At 58.1% G+C, this 21946-nt stretch carries 20 protein-coding genes and 1 pseudogene; 13 read left to right on the top strand and 8 right to left on the bottom strand.

The genetic code is table 11. The annotated features are described in order from the left end of the window. Positions 1-26: 26 nt before the first annotated feature. The 8 genes and pseudogenes from L0Z65_RS12455 (at position 27) to gmd (ending at position 7524) form a co-directional block, all read left to right on the top strand. Positions 27-1281, top strand: a pseudogene (locus L0Z65_RS12455) (aromatic ring-hydroxylating dioxygenase subunit alpha). 5 nt (positions 1282-1286) lie between these two features. Next, the gene (locus tag L0Z65_RS12450) at positions 1287-2369 is read left to right on the top strand and encodes a hybrid-cluster NAD(P)-dependent oxidoreductase (RefSeq protein WP_102897793.1); all 1083 of its coding nucleotides are present in this window, start codon (positions 1287-1289) and stop codon (positions 2367-2369) included. A gap of 271 nt (positions 2370-2640) precedes the next feature. After that, positions 2641-3378, top strand: coding sequence for a hypothetical protein (locus L0Z65_RS12445; protein ID WP_405108023.1), 738 nt, complete (start codon positions 2641-2643; stop codon positions 3376-3378). A 216-nt stretch (positions 3379-3594) separates the two neighbouring features. Continuing rightward, positions 3595-4392 (top strand): NAD-dependent epimerase/dehydratase family protein, encoded by a 798-nt coding sequence (locus tag L0Z65_RS12440; RefSeq protein WP_405108020.1) that lies wholly within the window; start codon positions 3595-3597, stop codon positions 4390-4392. Next, complete coding sequence (locus L0Z65_RS12435) at positions 4373-5161, top strand: glycosyltransferase family 2 protein (RefSeq protein WP_254683319.1); 789 nt, start codon at positions 4373-4375, stop codon at positions 5159-5161. Before L0Z65_RS12440 ends, L0Z65_RS12435 begins: the two co-directional genes overlap by 20 nt. Next, positions 5158-5916 (top strand): DegT/DnrJ/EryC1/StrS family aminotransferase, encoded by a 759-nt coding sequence (locus L0Z65_RS12430; RefSeq protein ID WP_405108016.1) that lies wholly within the window; start codon positions 5158-5160, stop codon positions 5914-5916. Before L0Z65_RS12435 ends, L0Z65_RS12430 begins: the two co-directional genes overlap by 4 nt. Before the next feature lie 52 nt (positions 5917-5968). Further along, positions 5969-6355: a DegT/DnrJ/EryC1/StrS family aminotransferase gene (locus tag L0Z65_RS12425; protein WP_405108013.1), complete on the top strand. Its 387-nt coding sequence runs from the start codon at positions 5969-5971 to the stop codon at positions 6353-6355. Between the two features lie 50 nt (positions 6356-6405). After that, positions 6406-7524: a GDP-mannose 4,6-dehydratase gene (gmd, locus tag L0Z65_RS12420; protein ID WP_102898281.1), complete on the top strand. Its 1119-nt coding sequence runs from the start codon at positions 6406-6408 to the stop codon at positions 7522-7524. A gap of 225 nt (positions 7525-7749) precedes the next feature. On the opposite strand, the gene L0Z65_RS12415 is transcribed toward gmd, so the two are convergent. After that, positions 7750-8640, bottom strand: a complete 891-nt coding sequence (locus L0Z65_RS12415) for a mechanosensitive ion channel family protein (RefSeq protein WP_405108010.1) — start codon at positions 8638-8640, stop codon at positions 7750-7752. A gap of 112 nt (positions 8641-8752) precedes the next feature. Between L0Z65_RS12415 and L0Z65_RS12410 the strand changes: the two genes are divergently transcribed. Both L0Z65_RS12410 and L0Z65_RS12405 read left to right on the top strand, forming a co-directional pair. After that, complete coding sequence (locus L0Z65_RS12410; protein ID WP_405108007.1) at positions 8753-9592, top strand: formate/nitrite transporter family protein; 840 nt, start codon at positions 8753-8755, stop codon at positions 9590-9592. 117 nt (positions 9593-9709) lie between these two features. Continuing rightward, the gene (locus L0Z65_RS12405) at positions 9710-9871 is read left to right on the top strand and encodes a DUF1328 domain-containing protein (RefSeq protein WP_096870412.1); all 162 of its coding nucleotides are present in this window, start codon (positions 9710-9712) and stop codon (positions 9869-9871) included. 107 nt (positions 9872-9978) lie between these two features. Here the strand turns inward: L0Z65_RS12405 and L0Z65_RS12400 are convergent, their stop codons facing one another. Then, a complete protein-coding gene (locus L0Z65_RS12400) occupies positions 9979-11307 on the bottom strand; it encodes a dihydrolipoyl dehydrogenase family protein (protein WP_405108003.1) in 1329 nt (442 codons plus the stop codon). A gap of 332 nt (positions 11308-11639) precedes the next feature. Here L0Z65_RS12400 and L0Z65_RS12395 point away from each other — a divergent pair, with 332 nt between their 5' ends. Beyond that, a complete protein-coding gene (locus tag L0Z65_RS12395) occupies positions 11640-12527 on the top strand; it encodes a YihY/virulence factor BrkB family protein (RefSeq protein ID WP_405108001.1) in 888 nt (295 codons plus the stop codon). A gap of 23 nt (positions 12528-12550) precedes the next feature. Here L0Z65_RS12395 and L0Z65_RS12390 read toward each other — a convergent pair whose 3' ends face one another. The 3 genes from L0Z65_RS12390 to L0Z65_RS12380 form a co-directional block, all read right to left on the bottom strand. Further along, positions 12551-13585, bottom strand: a complete 1035-nt coding sequence (locus L0Z65_RS12390) for an MFS transporter (protein WP_405107998.1) — start codon at positions 13583-13585, stop codon at positions 12551-12553. Next, positions 13557-13817, bottom strand: coding sequence for a hypothetical protein (locus L0Z65_RS12385; RefSeq protein ID WP_405107995.1), 261 nt, complete (start codon positions 13815-13817; stop codon positions 13557-13559). Before L0Z65_RS12385 ends, L0Z65_RS12390 begins: the two co-directional genes overlap by 29 nt. A 95-nt stretch (positions 13818-13912) precedes the next feature. Then, positions 13913-14317: a helix-turn-helix domain-containing protein gene (locus L0Z65_RS12380; protein WP_096870416.1), complete on the bottom strand. Its 405-nt coding sequence runs from the start codon at positions 14315-14317 to the stop codon at positions 13913-13915. A gap of 79 nt (positions 14318-14396) precedes the next feature. Here L0Z65_RS12380 and L0Z65_RS12375 point away from each other — a divergent pair, with 79 nt between their 5' ends. Together L0Z65_RS12375 and L0Z65_RS12370 are read left to right on the top strand one after the other, a co-directional pair. After that, a complete protein-coding gene (locus L0Z65_RS12375) occupies positions 14397-15638 on the top strand; it encodes an MFS transporter (protein WP_405107992.1) in 1242 nt (413 codons plus the stop codon). Between the two features lie 458 nt (positions 15639-16096). Further along, the gene (locus L0Z65_RS12370; RefSeq protein ID WP_405107989.1) at positions 16097-16810 is read left to right on the top strand and encodes a trypsin-like serine peptidase; all 714 of its coding nucleotides are present in this window, start codon (positions 16097-16099) and stop codon (positions 16808-16810) included. A 233-nt stretch (positions 16811-17043) separates the two neighbouring features. Here the strand turns inward: L0Z65_RS12370 and L0Z65_RS12365 are convergent, their stop codons facing one another. The 3 genes from L0Z65_RS12365 to L0Z65_RS12355 are packed head-to-tail and all read right to left on the bottom strand — an operon-like array spanning position 17044 to position 21880. After that, complete coding sequence (locus tag L0Z65_RS12365; RefSeq protein WP_096870419.1) at positions 17044-18213, bottom strand: HlyD family type I secretion periplasmic adaptor subunit; 1170 nt, start codon at positions 18211-18213, stop codon at positions 17044-17046. After that, on the bottom strand, positions 18210-20579 hold the full coding sequence (locus tag L0Z65_RS12360; RefSeq protein WP_405107986.1) for an ATP-binding cassette domain-containing protein: 2370 nt from the start codon (positions 20577-20579) through the stop codon (positions 18210-18212). The genes L0Z65_RS12365 and L0Z65_RS12360 overlap by 4 nt, the downstream gene beginning before the upstream one ends. Next, entirely contained in the window at positions 20576-21880 is a 1305-nt protein-coding gene (locus L0Z65_RS12355) for a TolC family protein (protein WP_040104192.1), read from the bottom strand. The genes L0Z65_RS12360 and L0Z65_RS12355 overlap by 4 nt, the downstream gene beginning before the upstream one ends. Positions 21881-21946: the final 66 nt, after the last annotated feature.

The raw sequence follows: 21946 nt of genomic DNA, 5'->3' as shown, positions 1-21946 counted from the left end.
GCTCCTCTATGCCATCTGCCCAAGCAATGCCGCGGGGCGCGGTAGGAGAGCCAGAAGTGAACAATATTCAAAGCCTATTGATGCGTCGAAACCCGGGCTATGCCTTGGAGCAGGCGTTCTATTCTGATCCTGCGGTCTTTCAAGCAGATCTTGAAGTCATCCATTATCAGGACTGGCTTTTTGCCATTCCTGCATGCGAACTGGTGAAGAGCGGTGACTATGTGACCTATAAGGTCGGAGCCTACCGTCTGATAATCGTACGTGGTGCTGACAATCATATCAGAGCGTTCCACAATACATGCCGCCATCGTGGGTCGATTATCTGCAAGGCTGCCAAGGGAAATGCTCCTAAGCTTGTGTGCCCATATCATCAATGGACCTATGAACTTGATGGCTCGTTGCTATGGGCACGTGATATGGGGCCAGATTTTGATCCGAAACAGCATGGATTGAAGGCGGTTCATTGTCGGGAACTGGCGGGGTTGGTCTATATTTGTCTTGCTCACACGGCCCCGGATTTTGACATGTTCGCTGATATCGCGCGCCCCTATCTAGAGCCCCATGATCTGGGTAACGCCAAGGTGGCCTTTGAAAGCACGATCATCGAGAACGGCAACTGGAAGTTGGTTTGGGAAAACAACCGAGAATGTTATCACTGCGCTGGCAATCATCCTGCGCTCTGTCGCACCTTTCCGGACGACCCGGCAGTGACAGGTATAGAGGATGGCAGAGTTCCACCTCATATTCAGGCGCATTTCGACCGTTGCGAGGGCGCGGGAATGCCATCGCAGTTCTACCTGCACGATGGCGGTCAGTACCGGTTGGCGCGCATGCCATTAAAGGCGGCTGCAGAAAGCTATACCCTGGACGGAAAATCTGCGGTACGCCGCCGACTGGGGCAGTTGCCGTTTGTTGATGCCGGAGCACTGCTGAAATTCCACTACCCTACAACATGGAATCACTTTCTAGCAGATCACGCCGTCGTCTTCCGGGTCACGCCCATTAGCGCCACCGAAACTGAGGTGACGACGAAATGGCTGGTCCACAAAGACGCGCTAGAGGGCGTTGACTATGACCTGAGCTAAGCTGACCGAAGTTTGGATGGCCACCAATTCTGAGGATCGTCAGGTGGTAGAGGATAATCAGCAGGGCATTGATAGTCCGGCCTATGCGCCAGGGCCTTATTCGCCGAGCCAGGAGACGGGTGTACTGCAATTTGTGGAATGGTACTGCAATAGGCTGAGCGCGCGTCTGCCACAAAATTCGGTAGCGGCGGAGTAGGACGAATGAGAGATCTAGACACAGCCTCTGCCGACGTCTGGCAGGATGCCGAAATGTTGGAATGCGTTTCGGTCGTGCCTGAAGTACCGAATACCGCCAGTTTTTCATTTCGCGCCCCGTCGGGAGCACAATTCAAGTATCATCCTGGTCAGTTCCTGACGCTTGAAATCCCTGCCCCCGGTCAACCGGGAGGCGTGGTGCATCGGACCTATACCATGTCATCTTCCCCGTCGCGGCCTCGGTCGATCACGATCACCGCGAAAGCACAACCCGATAGTATCGGTACGCGTTGGCTACTAGACAACCTGCAGCCCGGTATGCGGATTAAGGCTATAGGACCAGCGGGGGTTTTTACTAACGCGCATAGCTCTGCCCAAAAATACTTGTTTATTTCGGCAGGCTCGGGCGTCACGCCGATGATGTCGATGACAACATGTATGTGGGACGAAGGCCGCGATCTGGACATTGCCTTCATCAACTGTGCCAAACGTCCGTCGGAGATTATCTTTCGCCAACGGTTAGAGCAAATGGCCAGTCGCACCGATGGGTTGGATCTGAAGTTTGTTGTTGAAGAACCGGATCGGTACAGCCCATGGACTGGATATCAGGGGCAATTCAATCAGCTGATGCTCGGTTTGATCGCTCCTGATTATTTAGAGCGGGAGGTTTATTGCTGCGGTCCAGAGCCGTTCATGCAAGCCGTGCGTGATGCTTTGGCTGGTCTCGGCTTTGATATGGACAACTACCGACAAGAGAGCTTCGGTGCACCTGTCGAGACTGAGGCCGATCAGCCTGAACTGGATGACGTCATACTCAACGATGATGGCCGTGCGGAGATCTTGTTTACACATTCGAATGTAACCGCCAGGATCGCAGAGACCGACACGGTTCTAGCAGCTGCTCGGTCGGCTGGTTTGAACATCCCATCGGGTTGTACATTTGGTGTCTGCGGGACCTGCAAAGTCAAGAAAACCTCTGGTGAAGTCCACATGGTACACAACGGCGGCATATCAGATGGTGATATCGAGGCTGGCTACATTCTGGCCTGCTGTTCAAACCCCATCGGGAAGGTCGAAGTCGACGTATAGGCACCCCACGACAAAATCGCAGCCGCAGGATCTGCAAAATCAACTGAGGCTGCGATTCATAAACTATTTGTGGTGCTGTAGCCCAATGATATCGGGTTGCATGGGATAGGGCGTCTTTTGTGCGGCCCGTTTCACTAGATGGCAACCTGACCCAGCTTCCAGCGGGAATTGTCAGATCCAGAGTGACTTAACTCAAATTTATCCCTTCTGAGCGTATCTTCGCGAATGTACGCGCACAAAGCGGTGCGTATTTTGCTGGAGAACCGGTCACATGAAGTTTCGTTCGTTTAATGCTCCTGATTCAAATGCGCCCGATCGCCCGCTGGTGACGGTTTTCTGTGCTGTTTGGCATAAGCAGCCCAACAAACTGGAGTTGTTGCGCTCTCATTGGGAAAACCTGAAGGCGCAGTCGATTCCGGTTGAGCCTTGTTACATTTTCGACAACGGCGACGTTGCTCCGGATTGGCTGGAGGCCCCCTGGCATAGCTTTGACGCGCCTCTGACGATCTATGAAGCCTGGTCAGCAGCAACCGCATTGGCACAGACCAACTACATCATGAATCTCAATATGGACGATCGCTTGGCCACCAATGCGGTTCAGACAATGGTGGCGACAGCTGCTGCCACCAAGTCGGCATTGGTGGGTGGCGAATGGCTGGTTAGTTTTGATGAGAGCCATCTGGAACAGGACTTTGTGGTCGAGGACCTTTGGAAGACGAATTTCATCGCCGATTGGCCGCCGAAGGCGCAGGCTGACCTTAGGCTCGGCAGTGGCACAGGAGAGCGGGGGACCTATGGGCTAGGCGACACTTTGGAATCTGAAACAGGTGGGGCAGTGGTATCCCAGTTATTTCGGCAACCAAATGCCGATCAAATCGATCGGAGACTCGATCTTTTGGCAAATGCTGGCCAACAAAAAATGCAAAATCACACGCATTCCTATGATCGTCGGCCGGTATTATTCAGACGAGGACTCGCAAGCCGAATTTCGACCTCATCAGGACAATGACCATCTGCGCGCTCATGGTGTCAGTCTGGTTTCCTTTGCCAATTTCATCCTTTCAAATGACTTCTCAAAATGGCCAGGCGCGAACCCTGAGCCCATTGTTCCGGACGGCGGACCGCGTAACAAGGTTGAACAGGCCAGTGATAAGCTGGCCGTCCAATTCCGCGCCATGGGGCTTGGGGCACAGCGCACGGCACAATCGGTTGTGGTGCAGTGACCATGTCGAGACGTATTTTCATAACCGGAAGCGGGGGTATCGTAGGGCGCCATGCGCTGACGGCACTGAAGACGCTAGCACCTGATGCCGAGGTGTTGCGAAACACCGCCGATCTGACCAATCCGCATGACGTTGCTCAGGTTATCGAGAGAGCTGGGCCGCTGGATCTGGTTATCCATCTTGCGGCAATGGTGCCTGTTCAGTCGGTTCGCGCAAATCCGGGCGCGGCCTTTGCCATCAATGCGGGTGGGACGATCAACCTTCTTACGGCGCTTGATGGCAGCGCAGCACGGATGCTTTTGTGTTCGTCCAGTCATGTCTACGCAAGCCAGGAGACTCCGCTTCGAGAGACCGACGCAAAAGAGCCGGTGTCACTTTATGGTCAAACAAAACTGATTTCAGAGCAGGCTGCGCAGCAGATCTGTGCGGCTACCGGTCGATCGCTGTGCATCGCCCGACTGTTTTCAATCCACGACCCCGAGCAAACCGGAAGCTATCTGCGCCCTACACTTGAGAAGCGATTTGCTACTCATTCACCAGAGGCGCCGTTTGAATTGTATGGAGCTGGCAGTCGGCGCGATTTTCTTCCGGCGTCTGAGGCTGCGCGCCTGATCACTGAACTTGCGCTTTCTGAAGCAGAGGGCCCGGTCAATGTCGCGTCTGGTAGCGCGATGACTGTGGCCGACTTTGCACAAGCAATCGCTCCCTTTTCGCTGAATATACGGCCCGTGGGCCAAAACGACACGCTCGAGGCTGATGTGACGCGCCTGCGTGCGATCCTTGGAGAACGCCATGACTAAGACAATTTCCATCGTAATCCCGACGTTTAATCGCGCGGATATGTTGCCCAAAGCGATTGACTGCGCTCTTAGTCAAACGGTGCCTTGCGAGGTCATCGTGTCTGACCACGGGTCGACCGATCATACTGCACAGGTCGCTGCAGAATATGGTGACAGAATCACGTACATTCGCCGGGAGAAAGACTTTGGCCCGCATTTTTGCTGGCTTGAAGGCGTGCTGCATGCCTCCGGCGAATTTGTCCATCTGCAGTATGATGATGATTGGATTGCGCCGACCTTCATCGAAAAATGCGCGTCTGTCCTCAAGGATGATGTGGGGTTTGCCTTTAGCGGTGCGGAAGTCATCGACGACAAAACCGGCAAACAGATGATGGTGCAGTTTTTGGAATGGTTGCCGGAGACCGGTATCTTCGACAACCGGTTAGCGGAGGAGAACATTGTCGGCTCGCTCATCTCGCCGGGCGCGGCGCTATTCCGGCGTCAAGTGCTGATTGATGCGCTTTATCAGGGGCGCCTGCCACTGCAGAGCAGTGAATACCATGGTGTGGGCCCGGACATCTTTGCCTCGCTGTTGTCCATGCTGCGCTATCCAAAGGTAGGGTTTGTAAAGGAACCTCTGGCAAGTTTCCGCGCTCATGATGGATCGATTACGATTGATGCGCTGAAGGACAAGGAGAAAGCCGCCAATATTGCCGCCGCCTACAATGAGGTGCGCCACTACTACGTCGAACTGAAGGCGATGCAGGCTGTGAGGGGGGCACAGGCATGAAGAATTTCCAACCTCCCCGCCCGATCACACTAGCGCAGGACACGATCTCGCGGCGCGAATTGCAGCAGACAGCGGCTTGGATGATGGCTGGTAACCGCCTGACAAAGGCCGAGGAAACCGTGGCATTTGAGGAAGAATTTGCGGCCTGGATGGGGTCCAAACATGCAGTATTCGTTAACTCCGGCTCTTCAGCAAACCTGTTGATGATATATGCTGCCCGTGAGGCAGGGCGGCTGCGAAACAATAAGGTGATTGCGCCTGCGGTTAGCTGGGTGACTACAGTGTCGCCGCTCATTCAGTTTGGGTTCGATGTCAGGCTCTGTGACTGTGATCCGGTAAACCTTGGTCTGGATCTGGAACACTTGGAACAGCTCTGCAAGGATGAGGCCCCTGCGATGCTGATCCTTGTGCATGTGTTGGGTCATGCCAATCACATGAAAGCGATCCAAGATATCTGTGACCGTTACGATGTGCTGTTGCTGGAAGACAGCTGCGAAGCGCTTGGCTCGGTCAGCGGTGAGCGCAAACTCGGCTGCTACGGCGCTGCGGGCAGCTTTTCATTCTACTATGGCCACCATATCTCAACGATCGAGGGCGGGATGGTAGTCACCGACGACAGTGAGTTGCATCAGGTCATGTTGTCGCTTCGCTCTCACGGCTGGAGCCGGGATCTGAACCCAACGCTGCGAGACCAACTGCAGCAGGATCACAACATCGACGATTTTCGCAATCTCTATACCTTTTATTACGCTTAGCTTTAATTTGCGTTCGACCGATCTGCAGGCGTTTATCGGACGGCAGCAGATTTTGAAGCTTGACGATATCTGCCGCGTGCGCGCGCGCAATTTCGACACCTATGCCGAGGAATTGCACGGGTTTTATTCTCAGGAGAGCGAGACTGATCTGCTGTCCTCTTTTGCCTATGGCACACTGGTTGAGAATAGAATGGACGTGTTTGAGCATCTGAGAGAACAGCAGATCGAATGTCGGCCGCTCATCTGCGGTAACATCGCTCGCCATCCTTTCTGGATTCGGCACTATGGGCGAGAGACTTTACCAAATGCGGATCTGATCCATGATTACGGGATCTATTTGCCAAACCACCACAACCTGTCGACTGCGGATGTTCTCAGCGTTGCCAGTGCGTTCAAAGCGGTGGCGCAGCCCAAAACCATGTGTGATCGTGCAGCCTGAGCTGCATCCGACGTCTGATTGCAAGAACTATGGATACAAAAATGCCAACTGTGAAAAAAGCCCTCATCACCGGTGTAACGGGTCAGGATGGGTCCTACCTTGCGGAGTTTCTTCTGGAGAAGGGCTATGAGGTGCATGGGCTGAAGCGGCGGGCGTCGTCGTTCAACACCCAGCGGGTGGATCACATTTATCAGGATCCGCATGTGGATCATGCCCGGTTCAAACTGCATTACGGCGATCTGACCGACACGTCGAACCTGACCCGGCTGCTGAGCGAGATTGAGCCGGATGAGGTCTATAACCTCGGCGCGCAGTCCCATGTGGCGGTCAGCTTTGAGGCGCCGGAATATACCGCCGATGTGGATGGCATCGGCACCCTGCGCCTGCTGGAGGCGATCCGTTTTCTCGGGCTGGAGAAGAAGACCCGCTTCTATCAAGCCTCCACGTCTGAGCTCTATGGTCTGGTGCAGGAAACCCCGCAGCGCGAGACCACGCCGTTTTACCCGCGCTCGCCCTATGCGGTGGCCAAGCTGTATTCCTACTGGATCACGGTCAACTACCGCGAGGCCTATGGCATCTATGCCTGCAACGGCATTCTCTTCAACCACGAGAGCCCGCGCCGGGGCGAGACCTTTGTGACCCGCAAGATCACCCGCGGCCTCGCCAATATCGCCCAAGGCCTCGAGGACTGTCTGTATATGGGCAATATCGACGCGCTGCGTGACTGGGGCCATGCCAAAGATTACGTGCGCATGCAGTGGATGATGCTGCAGCAGGAGGCGCCTGAGGATTTTGTGATTGCCACCGGCAAGCAATATTCGGTGCGCCAGTTCATCACCTGGTCGGCGCAGGAGCTGGGGCTGACGCTGGCGTTTTCGGGCGCAGGTGTCGAGGAAATTGCCACGGTGACCGCGATTGAGGGCGATATGGCCCCGGCGCTGAAAGTGGGCGATGTGGTGCTGCGCATTGACCCGCGCTATTTCCGCCCCGCCGAGGTGGAGACGCTGCTGGGTGATCCTTCTAAGGCGAAGGAGCAACTGGGCTGGGAGCCGGAAATCACCACCCAAGAGATGTGCGCCGAAATGGTGCGCGAAGACCTCAAGACCGCCCGCCGCCACGCCCTGCTGAAAGACCACGGCATGGACCTGCCGGTCAGCACAGAGGGCTGAGACCATGGGCACCAGCGCTGTGAAAATATATGTGGCTTAGCCATCGCCCCAGAAACGAGACAGCGGTCGGCATGGGGTCATGAATCACGATCCCAACTGTTTCGATATATGAATGAGTGATAGTCCCATTACCTTGTCGCTATGCCAAAGCAATCCGGGGCGTGGATGGCATTAGAAACCGTCGCTTGCGGGCATCAGGGGCGGGTAAAACTTGTCGATGCGCTGTTATTCTTGGCCATCATGCGGGCTGTCGATTTGGACTGGGACGGGCTCGTTTACAGTCAAAGTTCGATAGGGAAACGGGATTTCAATCCCGGCATCGTCCAAGGCGCTTTTCACGGCCGCCACGACCTGATCCCGACTGGCGCGGATATCCAAAGGTTCGGACCCGGTCCACCAGGTGATTTCGAAGTCGACGGAGGAGGCGCCAAAGGTTTTTGCAAAAACCTGAACATCGCGGACATCGTCACGCACCATGTCTACATTTCGCACTGCTTCGGAGATTACGCTGCGCGCGGCGTCAACGTTTTCGCCATAAGCGATGCCGCAGATCAATGTGGCTCTGCGCAGTTCTTTGTTGGTGCGCACGGTCACCGCGTTGTGAAAGAGCTGTGCGTTGGGGACAACAACCAGTTGACCGTCAGTCTGACGAATGTGGGTGTCACGCACGGTGATCGCCTCGATCTTCCCTTCGGCTCCCTCACATTCGATGAAATCACCAATCTGAAACGGCTCGCGTAACAGCAACAGGATACCGGCCAGAAAGTTCTCGAAGGTGTCCTTGAACGCAAAGCCGATGGCGACAGACCCGAGACCAAGCGTGGTGAGCGCCTTGCCGGGGGTCACAGTCGGAAAGACCACCGTCACGGCAATCAGGCTGCCAATCAGCCACAGCACCACGCTGGCCAAAAGCTGCAGCACATCGCAGAGATTGCGCCGCAGCTCCAGCTGATGACTGATGCGTCTGATAACAGTCTTGGCCAGCCAGACCAGAAGGGCTGTCAGAAGCAGGATGGCCAGTGCAACGCCGACGCGCGGGGCCGCTGTGACAGCACTCGTCACCCAGCCGCTCATCTGCTCCATCAGTGTCAGGCTGAGGTCTTCGGTCACGGGCATCCCCTTTTTGTACGGCTCGTCTCTCAACGCGGGCGCGCGAAAAAGGTTCCGTCGGACGGAACATCTAGGGGCGCCGGAGCGTTGTGTAATATTGGAAAAGCAGGAGCTGCATATGACCGAGGCCAGAACCCCCGGCGAGGATCTCATTCAGGAAGAATGCGAGAATGAGGCGGTCGAGGAGGCGACAGGTCTGTCTCCCAGATTGATCTTTGAAACCATACGTCGCAATGGCGAAGAGGAGCTGGAACGCCCGGTCCGGGCGCTTTGGTGGTCGGGGATTGCCGCGGGGCTGCTGATTAGTTTTTCGGTGCTGGGCAAGGCGGTGTTCAAGACACATCTGCCCGAGGCCAGTTGGTCCCCCCTGGTTGAAAACCTCGGCTATTCGCTTGGGTTCTTGATGGTGATCCTGGGGCGTATGCAGCTTTTCACCGAGAATACCATCACCACAGTGGTGCCTGTCATGCTGCGCGGGGACAAGGCGAGTTTTCTGCGCACGGCGCGGCTTTGGGCGGTTGTGCTGGCGGCGAATGTCGTCGGTGCCTTCCTGATCGCGTCGTTTTTTGCGCTGACACCGGTTTTGGATGCCGACCTGCGCGCGGCCATGGTGAAAATCAGTGAACACGCAACCGGTATGCCGCCCCTTATCGGCATGATCAGTGGCATTCCATCGGGGATTTTGATCGCTGCAATTGTCTGGATGCTGCCGTCCGCACAGCACAGCGAAATCCCTCTGATTGTCATTTTTACATGGTTGATCGCGGTAAGCGATTTCACCCATATTGTTGCTGGATCAGTTGAAATGGCGTTTTTGATGGTGCAGGGATTGTTGCCTTTGGGGCAAGCGATCTTTGGGTTCTTTATCCCGGTGCTGGTTGGCAATGTCATTGGCGGCACTGCGGTCTTCACCGTGCTGACCTATGCGCAGATCAAACCTGAGATCCCTGAGAAATAGGCCAGGGCCTCAGAGCGAATCCGGACCGGACGTCTCTGCGGCGCGGTCCGGGAGGGAACTTTCCCTTATGAAAAGCGTTTTCCCAACAGATCGATAACGACAGAGTGAGGAAGAGCGATGATAAACTGGCCATTGATTTTCTCTCTGGTTGCTGCGGCCTCGGCGGTGCTGGCATTTGGTGGCGTTGCGACCGGGCTGGCCGTGGTTGCCAATGTGGTCTTTTTGATTTCGATGTTTCTACTTGGACTGGCACTGATCGACAGGACACTCTGCAACTGATCCTGCAACAGTCAGAACACAACGCAAAGAGACCGGGCCGACTGGCTCAGTTTGCCGCAAAAAAGACGCGACCCCAAGGGAGCGCGTCTTTTGTCTTTTAGGCACCCTTAAGGGCCGACAGTCTCTTCCCCGAAACTCGGATGGATGCCAGTGACAGCAGCCAGATCCTCAGCGGTTGCCCCACTTGCCAGGAGAGCGGCAAAGGGGGTGATCATCTCAGGTGCTGCGTGGTTGACCAAGGCGACACCGCTCAGGCAACCGTCACGGATCGCGCGTGCGAAGAAAGAATTCGCTGCGGTGCCGTCGTCCAATACATCGCTGGCTAAATCGGCAATGACCTCGCCGTCATCCTGTCTCTCTGACATCGAGCCCACCTGGGCCACGGGCGGGATCGTGTAGGCCGACTGCGGAACCAGATCCAGATTGATCTGATCGGCGCCCGCCCCAAAATGTTGCGCGGCGAAACACGCGCCATCGCGTGTCGCCACCGGTGTTAGTGGCAGACGGTCTGCGACGTCGCCGATCGCATAAATGCCTGGGATCGAGGTCTGGAAACGCTCATCAATGGCCAAAGCCCCGGTTTTCGCATGAGCGATGCCCTGAAGGCCCGGCCCCAAGTTGTCCGTATTGGGCACCCGTCCGATCGCCGCAATGACGCGATCAGCATATTGGATGCTGCCGTCATCAAAGCTGACCTTAAACATGGTTCCGTTGAAGTCGATCTGAACAGGCTTGCAGCCGAAGCCGATGGTCACGCCCTGTTTTTCGAGGCCAGCCTGCACGCAGTCAACAGCGGGGGCGTGAAACTGTTTCAACAGCCGGTTGCCATCGGTCATAAGCTGAACTTCACTACCAAGGGCCGCAAAAATGCTGGCGAACTCGCAGCCGATATAGCCGCCGCCGACAATAAGCAGCCGACCGGGCAGATCGGTCCAGTGGAAGACATCATCGCTTGTCGCGGCCAGATCCCCTCCCGGAATGTCCAAAGCGCGCGGGCGAGCACCGGTGGCAAGCAATAGCTTGCCCGGTTGAAAGACATCGCCGCCGGCGTGCACCTGGCCAGCCTCGCCAATCTCGGCGGTTGCCCGCAGCAGGCGAACGCCGACTTGCTGCAGCTCGTCTTCGAAGTGGCGATTGAGCCGGTCGATTTTTGCGTCCGACCTGCGGCGTAGGGCGGCAAAGTCAAGGGGCGGCCTGTCGATCAGGCCGACCTTGGCCATTTCTTTTAGGCTCTGCTGTTGCGCAGCGGCGCTCCACATCAGCTTTTTTGGTGTGCAGCCCCGATTGACGCAGGTTCCACCCAGTTCTGCCCGCTCGATCATGACGACAGATGCGCCCAATCGTGCGGCGGCCTTTGCTGCGGCCAGCCCGCCGGAGCCACCGCCGATCACCACAAGATCATGGGACGCTGCGGGAGGGTGGGTCAAATGGCTCATGGTTATCTCCGATCAGACTGAGTCAGGACCCCAACCCGCAACCACCCGGTAAGTTCCAAGAAACAAAAAGCGCCTTTGTTGCGTTGGTCTGTCAACCCAGGAGAGACAATATGCCAAGCCAGCCAGACAATCGAAGGGATGCGCCCAGACAGGCAGCTTTCACCGTAGGCCATACCGAGGATGGAACTCCGGTTAAAGATGATTTTGCGCAAACTACACCTCAGGGTCGGGATGCACTGCGGCCGGACAGCGCAGCGGACAAGCGTTCCGTTGCCACCAACCAACGGCGACCCTCCGGTGCTACGGGCTGGCTAGAAAGGCTTCCGTCGTCCGTGAAGCTGCTTTGGTGTGCATGGACCCGCATGGGCAACGCTCATGGCGGGTTGTTGGCGGCGGGCGTGGCCTTTTACGGGCTTCTATCCGTATTTCCTGGGATTACGGCGTCGGTTGCATTGTTTGGGTTGTTTGCGGATCCGACATTGATCACCGAGCAATCCAGCTGGCTGACCAGCCTATTGCCGTCTTCGGCGGCGGAGCTGGTGAACCAGCAGTTGGTGCAGGTTGCCGGGGCGCGGCCTGATACGCTCGGTTGGGCCGCTGCCGCTTCTGCGGCGCTGGCATTGTGGTCGGCGTCGCGCAGCACCGATAGTGTGATCCAAGGGTTGAACGTCATTTTTGGCACGAAGGAACAGCGCAGTTTTATCGTGTTGAAGGCGGTGATTGTCACCATCACATTTGCCGCAATCTGTGGTGCGCTTCTGCTCTTATTGATCGTTGCGGCAATTCCTGCAGCGGTTGCCCTCTTTGGCGACTCCGCCCTGTTGTCTGGGGTAACTCAGCTGCTGCGTTGGCCATTGATGTTTGTGGTTGGGATCGCCGGAATTTCGCTGCTTTATCGGTTTGGCCCGGATCGGTCAGGTGAGGGCTGGCAGTTGTTTACCCCTGGCGCAATTCTCAGCTGCACGCTTTGGGTGGCCGGAAGCATTGGTTTCAGCCTCTATGTGCAGGCGTTTGGCAGCTACAACGAAACGTTCGGCGCGCTGTCGGGGGTGATCCTGCTCCTCACGTGGATGTGGCTCTCCGCCTTTGTCATCCTGTTCGGCGCTGGGCTGGACGCTGAAAGACGGGCAAATACTGAATCTGATTGTGCCCCACTCGCCGCAGAGGCCGAAGGCGGCGCAGCGCGGCGTGACGACCAGTCGTCGTCCTTTGCAGCCTGAGCTGCGTGGGCGAGGTGCGGCGGTCAGTCATCGGCGTCTGCCTGAACCTCGCTCAACCGCGTGCCAAGAGCCGCGCCAAGCCCGCTGAGCATTGCGAGGATAGCCAGAACAGGGGCGGCCCCAACCGCATCGGCCAGCAGCCCAAAGCCGCCACCCAGCAGCAGGAGCACCCCAATCATCGTGTTGGACAGCGCCGTGTAAACTGATGTGTGCCCATGGGTGTCCATGTCCGTCAGATGGGTCTTGCGCCCGGCCCGCGCGCCTTGATAGGCGACCTGCGCCACAAAGACAAAACCAGCAACCACGATACCTGCAGGCGCTCCGGCGGCCCAGCCAGCAGCGGCGGCCATAGCCAGCGTTACGGCGCTCAATGCACCTGAGATCATCAAGGTCTGGCGGCTGGAGCGATCCGACAGCTTCCCCCAGATATATGACGACACAATCGCGGCTATCGATGACGCCAGAACCAAGAGGCCAAGGTTGCCAAATCCGCCCTCTGCATCTCGGCCACCAAGCATTACCAGAAACGGTGGCGCCAGGGCGGTTGAGATCAGCAGCGCTCTTGTGCCGATATAGCGGCGCAGTTCCTGGTCTTCCTTGAGGGGACGCAGCAGCTGGTTCGGGGCAAAACCTTCAGCCTCCTGGGGGGCGGCCTCGGGCTCATCCAGTCGCGCAAAAATCACTGCCGAGCCAAGCCAGAACACCCCTGCCAAGGCAACCACCAGCGAGATTGCGACAGTCGTGCGTGGCAGAATGCCGGTGCTGAGAAGAACGGCAAAGAGGAAAACGCCACTGGCCGCGAGCGTCCCCGCCGTCCCCGAGACCGAGCCGCGTTTACCTTTGTCCACGGTGCGGGCCAGAATATCCTTGTAGCTGGCAGAGCAGGCCGACCGCGCCACGGCGAGCAGCGCCAGACAAATCAAGATAATCCAGCCCGCCCAGAACCCCGGCAGCAGCATGGCCGCTGCTGCCACGCCGAGTGCTGCCAGCCCCTGTAGCGCCGAGCCTGCAGCCCAATAGTATTTGCGCTCAGCGACTTTGTTCGATGCGCTGCGCAAGCGCCAGCTGTGGCAGCAATGAGCCGGATTCACGCACCGGAACCAGCACGCCAATCAGGTAGCCCGGTGCTCCGATTGCGTTAAGCAGCCAAGCCAGCACCAGTTTAGGGTCAATCAACCCGTCGGCCAGCTTGGTTGCAGTCAGAGCGGTAACATGGGTGGCGACCCGGTCGGCTGCCTGCTGATCTGGAGCCTTCGCATCTGTGATCAGCTTGTAAATCGAATGTGCCACACCCATGATGTCTTTGCCTCGCAGCTAGAACCCTTGCTCCCTGCGATATGGATCAGAGCCTGCATAAGTCTATGCATAGCGCGACATATGAGGTGTTATCCGGTGGCACGGGCGCGGTTTGCAACCTTCAGCAGGCGCTGAAATGTTGGACATTCCATATGTGATGGAGCAGGGCAGTCGGCGACATGGCGGATGGCGTCCCGCAGGGTCGTCAAGTTGCGGATCTGCTGATCCAGTTGATCCGCGCGCTGATGCAGATCTGCGCGGGGCAGGTCCGGTTGACCGTCGGACCCAAACATTCCGGAAATTTCTGCCAGCGTGAAATCGGCAGCCTTGCCAAGTGCGATGAGCGAGAGCTGCAAGAGCGTCTCCGGTCCGAACTGCCGCCGCAATCCCTTGCGGCTCAGCGAGGTGATCAGGCCGAGTTCCTCGTAATACCTGAGCGTGGCGGGTGTGACACCACAGCGGGCAGCAACCTCTCCGATATCGTATAGGCGCATCGATTTCCCCTCTTGACCTAAAGTGGACTTGAAGTTGCAGGGTGCTTGAGAGTGCTGATTTTCACAACAGGAGTTTTGCATGTCCGGGCAGATAGTTTCAGTATCCGACGCCATCTGGAGGGATCCGCGCGCCATAGCATTGTTACTGGCGGCAACCTTGACGATCATGGCAAATGCCACCATCAGCCCGGCGCTGCCTGGCATCGAGGCAGAATTCGCCGGAAGCCCGAATGCGGCTTTGTTGACGCGGTTCCTGGTGCCTGCACCGTCGCTGTCAGTGCTGATTTGCGCGCCGGTTGCAGGGTGGCTTGCAGATCGATACGGGCGGCGCTGGATGCTGCTGCTGGGCGTGGTGCTCTTTGCGGTCAGCGGTGCGGCGGGCCTGATCTTGCCCGACCTGCCGTCCATCATGATCAGCAGGCTGCTGCTGGGGGTGGCGGTCGCCATGATCATGACCGCACAAACCGCGCTGATCGGCGATTATTTCGTCGGTGACGCGCGGCGCAATATGATGGGGTTGCAGACCTCGGCGCGCAACTTTGGTGGGCTGCTGTTCATCACCTCTGCAGGCTGGCTGGCACTGATATCTCCGCGGCTGCCGTTTGCCATCTATGGTGCTGCGATCATCCTTGTGCCCCTGGTCTGGCGACACGTGACAGAGCCGGATCCTCTACGCCAGAACAAACATGCCGCCGGGCCTGAGGGTGGTGCAGGTCACGCAAGATGGCGGATATTACTCTCTGGGCTGGCGCTGCTGCAGATGGTCACCAGTCTGGTTTTCTTTATGATGCCAACCCAATTGCCGTTTTTTCTTGCTGCACAGGGCGAGGGTCATGCGGCAAAGACCGGGTTGATGCTGGGTATTCTGACGCTGTCTGGCGGCATGATGGGATTCTTCTACCTCCGCATCAACCGGGTTCTTCGTGAGGCCGGTTCTTATGCGCTGGGATACACCCTGATGGCGGGCGGGTTCCTGCTGCTGACGATTGACGGTGATCTGTGGCACAGCCTTGCGATGGGTGCGATTGGTGGCGGATTGGCAACCGTGATGCCAAATTTCATCGCCCTGGCGCTGGCCTTATCACCGGCCAACCGGCGCGGCATCGTTGCAGGGGCGTTGATGGCTTCGGTGTTTCTGGGGCAGGTCCTGTCCCCGGCTGTGAGCATTCCGGGAATCGCCAAACTTGGGTTTCTCGGGATGTTTCGTGCGGCGGCTGTGCTGTTGGCCTGTCTGGCACTTGGCGCTGCGATGTGGGCCCTGATTCCCCGGCTCAATATGATTCTTATTCAGCCGTTCAGGGGGCTACGCCGCTCCAGATAGGTCAAATTGGCAGCATCACACCACCGCGCGTTAAGATATTACAGAGAAAACCTAACAGAGGGTTAAGGCCCAGTTTTGATTTTTTGAAAGTTAATCCGGCTGTCTGCCGCCGACACCTGTCGCCCATGAGAGTCGCATCCGCGGCATTGTGGCGACCTTGCCGCCGGAGGGCCCCAATGCTGCAGGGGTAGGCTAGGCATGGGCGGGCTGCGCGCGGAGGGTCAGCGTCATTTGTCAAGTAATTACAGTCACTTATTAAAAAGTTAATAAAATCACTGAGAAATTGTGTGCGCTCTGCGGTTTTTTTGCGATGATGGGGCATCAAAACCCTGGGGGGGGTACTGATTTGTTAATAGAGACTTATTTCGCGCATGGTTTCGACCATGTTCGGCAGGTTCGCGCCTCATTCCGGTCGCAGCCTTACACCAAGGTGTGAGCGTGGGAATTTGGAGAGGGCGATGAAACGCATTTTTGCTGCTTTTGCGGCATGCCTCCTGTTTGGCGTGCCTTACAGTGCTGCTGCGGACGATCCGCAGTCCAGTATCACCTCTGTCGTCGGATGGGAGGCCGTGGGTCGGCTGAACATTTCGGGGCGGAACATGTGTACCGGGGCACTGGTTGCCCCTGATCTGGTCGTGACAGCCGCGCATTGTGTCTATGATCCGACCACCGGCCGTCAGGTTGATCCGACCAGCATCCGCTTTGAGGCGGGGCTAAACGGACGGCGGGCAAAGGCGGCGCGGTCGATCACAAAAACGGTCGTACATCCCAGCTATCAATACGAACAGCCGGGGGATTCACAACTTGGCAATGATATCGCGATCCTGCGTCTTAACCGCCCCATCAGTCGCAAGATGATCCAGCCTTTTGAATTGGCGAACCGCCCGGCGCGCGGCGCATCGGTTGAGGTCCTGTCCTATTCGATGGCGCAGCAGAACCGCCCCAATCTGGAGCAGAATTGCCATGTTCTGGCGCGACAGGCGCAAGTCGTGGTGATGACCTGCCGGGTTGATTTCGGAGCTTCCGGAGCGCCAGTGTTTGATGTGGCGCCGGGCCGGATGCCGCGATTGGTATCAGTTATTTCGGCCAAGGCGGCGGTGGGCAATCGCCGGGTTTCCATCGGAACCTCATTTGACCGCACAGTGATTGCGATGATGCGCTCTGCCAGCTGATGTGAGGATCTGACGGGGTAAACCGGCATAGAGACCGGATCGAGCAGCCCCCGTTGACCCACCCACACAGTCGCTTTTCAGAGGTTATTCCGGCAGCATTTGGCTGATATTAGAGTTCTTTTGAACTGCCCTCCCGGACCAGCGCAGCCTCAGACCGATCTCAGCTCAGCAATGATGCGGTGCGATGGCGCCTGATCCCGATTGGATCGCAGCGGGCGCGTTGGGACGTGCCCCTAAGGTTCGCGCAGCGCCTCGCGGGATTTATACAGCGGCTTTAGCATGTAGTTGAGGATCGTCTTGCTACCGGTCTGCAATTCCGCCGTGGCGCGCATACCTGGACGGATCTCAATCGCCTGCTGGCGTTCGGTAAACTCCGACCGGTCCACTTTCACCGTAACACGATAGTAGGGTTCGGCACGCGGATTGCGTTCGTCCTCGAATGTATCAGCGGAAACAAAATCCACCTTGCCACGCAGCGAGCCATAGATGGTGTAATCATAGGCCGAGAGTTTGATCGTGGCATCCTGTCCGGGTTGCACGCTGGCGATATTCTCGGGCTTCACCCGCGCTTCGACAAACATCTCCTCACCCAGCGGGATGATTTCGACAATCTCCTCGCCCGGGCGGATCACGCCACCGATGGTGGTGACGGCCAGACTGTTGACAATCCCTGCCATGGGGGAGGTGATCACGGTCCGGTTCAACTGATCCTGCGCCAGCCGCAGTTCCTGCCGGTAGGAGGTCAGCTCACGCAGCGTTTTGGAGTAGTCCTCCGCCAGCTCAAGCTCTGACTGGGTGCCGATTTCATTGTATTTCGCCTGCGCATCACTAACCGATTTTTGCGCGCGGTTGACCTCGATCAGCGCAACGATCTCTTTTTTATAGAGGCGCTGCATGTTGGCCAATTCATCCTTCAACTGGTCAAGGATTTCGCGGGCACTGGCGCGACGGCTGGTAAAATCTGTCTGACGGGCATTCAGAAGCGCGCGTTCAGACGTATAAATTCCGGAAGAGCGATCCGCCAATTCCTCCGGCACCTTGAAGTCGAAGGCCCCTTCCAGCTCGGCCTCAAGCCGGTACTGTTTGATTTCCAGCGCGTCGATCCGGTCCTGCAGATCATCTGCAGCGGCGCGGAATTTGGTGTCTTGCAGGCGGGCAAGGATCTGTCCGGCCTTCACCGCATCGCCCTGATGGACATGCAGTTCGGCCAGAATGCCGCCCTCAAGGTTCTGCACGATCTGGGAGCGCGAGGAGGAGACAACCTCGCCATCCGCGCGCACGATTTCATCAACCCAGGCAAAGCTGGCCCAGAGCAGAAACACCACCAGCGCGCCTGCGACCAGATAGATGATACGGCTGGCCCCGCGCGAGGTTTCGCGAAGATCGTAGCCGGTTGAGGTCATTTGGTTTCCCCTGCCGCGAGATGGGCCAGAACTTGGTCACGCGGGCCATCGACCACCATCCGGCCCGATTGCAGGATCAGCGTCCGGTTGGTCAGCGACAGGATCGGCATCCGGTGCGTCGCAATCACGGTCGTGCGGCCTTCAAGCCAGGTTTCCAACCGGCTGACCAAGGTGCGTTCCAACGTCTGATCCAGCGCCGCCGTGGGCTCATCCAGCAGCACGATTGACGGGTTCTGCAACCACAGGCGCGCCCAGCCGATGGATTGGCGTTGCCCGATGGAAAGACCGCCGCCCCCGTCGAAAATTTCCAGATCGAGGCCCTTGTGGTGGTTGCGCACATGCGCGCCAAGGCCAGCAAAATCCAGCGCTGTCATCAACCGGTCGTCGTCGCGCTCCAGCTGGTTCAGGTTCAGGTTCTCGCGCAGGGTGCCGGCAAACAGGCGGACATCCTGGCTGAGATAGCCGATGTGGCGGCGCAGGTCGCGTGGGTCGATCTGGGTCATATCGGTGCCGTCGATCATCACCCGGCCGCGATCCGGCGCATAGAGCCCCGACATCAGTTTGAGCAGCGTGGATTTGCCCGAGCCGTTGACGCCCAGCACGGCAACCCGCTGGCCCGGTGTCACCGCGACACCCGGCACATCCAGCGTCGGCGCGCCGTCTTCGTCATAGCGGAACATCACTTCGCGCAGTTCAAACCGCCCTTGCAGGCTGTCGCGGCGCAGATAGGACCGTTCGTCTTCTTTTTCCTGAGCAGAATTGGCGATGGCATCCAGCCCCTCCAGCGCGCCTTTCACATTGCTCCAACGGGCAAGTGTCGCGGCGAACTGGGTAAGAGGCGCCAGCGTCCGGCTGGTCAGAATGCCGGTCGCAATAATGGTCCCGACGGTGAACTCACCGGCAAACACCATCAGAGTACCAACCACAACCGACCCGATGTAGGTCGCCTGCTGCACACCCTGCGACCAATGGGTCAGGGCGCTGGACAGGCGGCGTTGTTCGGTTGCGGCATGGGTGGACAATGTGTTCAACTCGTCCCAAAGGCGCAGCACACGGTCCTCGCCGCGTTGGCTCTTGAGGGTGTCCAGCTCATTCACCACCTCATGCAGCAGGCGACCAGCCTTGGCATTGGCCCCTTGGGTCTGACGTGTCAGAGCAATCATGCGTTTCTGCATGAAATAGGCGGGGAGCAGCATCAGGATGCCGCTGCGGCGATGATGATCCAGACAATCGGGCTTAGCAATTGATGCGACCAGCAGCAGGAACACGGCGATGAAGGGGATATCAGCCAGTGTCGAAATCGTGGTCGAGGTGAAGAACTCGCGCACCGATCCAAAGTCACGCATCGCGGCAAACAAGCCTGATGGGGGCAGCGGTTTCTTGTCCGACCGCATCCCGATCAGGCGGCGCATCAGGTTGTTCTGAACCGAGAGCTCAATCTGGCGTCCGGCGGCATCGGTCAGCCGGGCACGGGCCAGTTTCAGCAGCGCCTCCAGCATGATGGCGAGGAAAGCACCAACCGCCAGCACCCAAAGCGTCGCGTGGGACTGGTGCGGCACGACACGGTCATAGACCTGCAGGGAGAAGAGCGCGACCGAGACTGCCAGAATATTGGCAACCAGCGAGCCGAGCATGATTTCACCGACCTGACGGCGGTATTTGGGGAATTCCCCCCAAAACCAATGGTCACTTTCCAGCTGCGGCGTATGACGCGCGGCGATCTGTTTCAGCGAATTGCGCGCGCCCAGCGTGGTGCCGGTGAAATAGGGGCCGAACTCGCCCACCGGAACATCGGCGCGATTGTCCGTGCAGGTGGTATCATAGACGCTGAGCATGTCACGGCTTTGCGACAGCACCAGCACACATTGGCCGTTGTTCATCATTGCCAGCGCGGGCCAGCTCTCGGCGGTGAGAGGCACCTGATGATTGATCTGGGCCTGCATGCCGGTGGTTTGTAGCGCACGCGCAAGCGAGTCCACAGAGACATCGCCGGGATCGTTGCGCCACATGTGTTCGGCAACGTCACTGAGGGCGACATTGGTCCCTTTGAGGGCGGCAAAGGTCGCGATCAATGCGGCGCGGTGCTGAATGCGGGCTGTCGCATCCTCAATCAGCGCGCTGACCTCACCTATGTCACCGTCTTCCAGCAGGCCAGTTAGATCCACCTCAGCCATTGGCGGGGCTGCGGGGCCGGGTGTGGGCGTAGGTGCAGCCGAAGCTGGCGCCAGATGTGGTGCGGCTTGGGTCTCTACAGCACGGAGTACGGGTTTGCCGCCGCTGGCGCGTGCAGCATCATCCGGCGTGCGGGGGGCTGGGGGGACGGTCCGCAGCACGGTGTCATCTGTCGGGCGGTTGGAATTGCTCAAATCCGGTCCCCATCGGCCAAAAGCCCCATATCGCTTGCCAGTGCCAGCTGGATCAGAACGACTTCGTATTTTGCATCGATATGGGCGTGTTCGCGGCGTACCACTTCTTCATAGATGGACACCACATCCATGACCGAGCGTTGCCCGGCCTTAAACTGTGCTTGAAACAGGCGATAGGTCTCGCGGCTGGTCTGCGCCAGTGTCGCGGCTTCGGCCTCTTGTCTGCGATAGGAGGCAAGGCGCTGCATCTGTCGGCTGTAGTCGCGGCGCGCGTCTTCCTCGACTTCGGAGACCTGACGTTTGGCAATTTCCTTGGAGGCTTCAATCGCCTTCAGCGCAGCCGGGGTGCCAAGGCCAAAGGGCTGCGCCAGATCCAGTGTCAGACCCGCGCCGGATCCATCACTGGTGACATTGCCCGCTGCAGAGACCTGCGGCAGCAGACCGGCGCGTTCCATTTTGGCCTGTTCCACACTGCGGGTGGCCTCGGCTTCCGCCTTGAGAACAGTCAAATAGGTTCCGGCTTCCGGTGGGGAGGCCAGTTGCAGGTGGCTCGGGGTCTCGGCAAAGCTTTGACCGGTGATCGCTTTCAACTCGGCGGTGGCCGTCGAGGTTGCGTCCTTTGCCGTCGCCACAGCAGAGCGCATGCCGTTGATTTTGCTCTGCACCACATTGAGATCGGCGCGATCCGAGACGCCGCCTTCAACCCGGCCCAAAACGATACGCTCGAATTCATACATCCGTGACAGGGCACGGGTGCCGACGGCGGCTTTCTCGGAGCCGCGCAGCCCGGACACATAGAGGCTGAGCGCGGTTTCGACGCGCTCATTCATATCAATTGACAGGTTGACGGCGGCGACCTCGACGTCGGCGGCGGCAAAGGCGCGCTCTGCCTTGCGGCGGCCGTTGTCGAACAGCACCTGTTCAATCAGGATACCCGCCACCAGGTCGCCGAGATCCGTAAGACTGACAGAAGGCCCCAGCGTGGGCAGCCAGTTCTTCGACTTGGCTTCGGCGCGCAGTTTGGCACTGGTCAGCTCTGCCTCCGCGGCTCGGGCAGAGGCGGAGATCGTAGACTGGGCCACGACGTCATAGACGCTGCCGTCTTCCAGCAGCGACTGACGCTGCATCAGCGTGGAGATCACGGCTGAAGGGTTCTTGGCATCCGGCTGGGCAAAGCTGCTGGCGCGACGGCTGACATCGGTATCGGCGCCTTCGCCGGGCTTGGCAAAGGGGAGGGACTGCATGCAGGCCGACAGGCAGCACAACAGTGCCACCGCGCCAATGGGTCGTCCCAATTGCATTCTGCCCCCTCGCATCGCCTGTGTCCTTACCCTTGTGTCCGGGTATTCGTGTCGGGGGCCAATGGC

Origin of the sequence: Phaeobacter sp. BS52 (assembly GCF_045040595.1) — a bacterium.
Taxonomy (GTDB): Bacteria; Pseudomonadota; Alphaproteobacteria; order Rhodobacterales; family Rhodobacteraceae; genus Phaeobacter; species Phaeobacter piscinae.
This window is presented reverse-complemented; position numbering and strand designations above follow the sequence as displayed.

Coding starts and splice junctions, on each gene's coding strand:
- L0Z65_RS12405 (WP_096870412.1), top strand. CDS start 9,710: ATGATAAACTGGCCATTGATTTTCTCTCTGGTTGCTGCGGCCTCGGCG.
- L0Z65_RS12445 (WP_405108023.1), top strand. CDS start 2,641: ATGAAGTTTCGTTCGTTTAATGCTCCTGATTCAAATGCGCCCGATCGC.
- L0Z65_RS12410 (WP_405108007.1), top strand. CDS start 8,753: ATGACCGAGGCCAGAACCCCCGGCGAGGATCTCATTCAGGAAGAATGC.
- L0Z65_RS12355 (WP_040104192.1), bottom strand. CDS start 21,880: ATGCAATTGGGACGACCCATTGGCGCGGTGGCACTGTTGTGCTGCCTG.
- L0Z65_RS12380 (WP_096870416.1), bottom strand. CDS start 14,317: ATGCGCCTATACGATATCGGAGAGGTTGCTGCCCGCTGTGGTGTCACA.
- L0Z65_RS12375 (WP_405107992.1), top strand. CDS start 14,397: ATGTCCGGGCAGATAGTTTCAGTATCCGACGCCATCTGGAGGGATCCG.
- L0Z65_RS12400 (WP_405108003.1), bottom strand. CDS start 11,307: ATGAGCCATTTGACCCACCCTCCCGCAGCGTCCCATGATCTTGTGGTG.
- L0Z65_RS12440 (WP_405108020.1), top strand. CDS start 3,595: ATGTCGAGACGTATTTTCATAACCGGAAGCGGGGGTATCGTAGGGCGC.
- L0Z65_RS12365 (WP_096870419.1), bottom strand. CDS start 18,213: ATGACCTCAACCGGCTACGATCTTCGCGAAACCTCGCGCGGGGCCAGC.
- L0Z65_RS12370 (WP_405107989.1), top strand. CDS start 16,097: ATGAAACGCATTTTTGCTGCTTTTGCGGCATGCCTCCTGTTTGGCGTG.
- L0Z65_RS12450 (WP_102897793.1), top strand. CDS start 1,287: ATGAGAGATCTAGACACAGCCTCTGCCGACGTCTGGCAGGATGCCGAA.
- L0Z65_RS12415 (WP_405108010.1), bottom strand. CDS start 8,640: ATGCCCGTGACCGAAGACCTCAGCCTGACACTGATGGAGCAGATGAGC.
- L0Z65_RS12430 (WP_405108016.1), top strand. CDS start 5,158: ATGAAGAATTTCCAACCTCCCCGCCCGATCACACTAGCGCAGGACACG.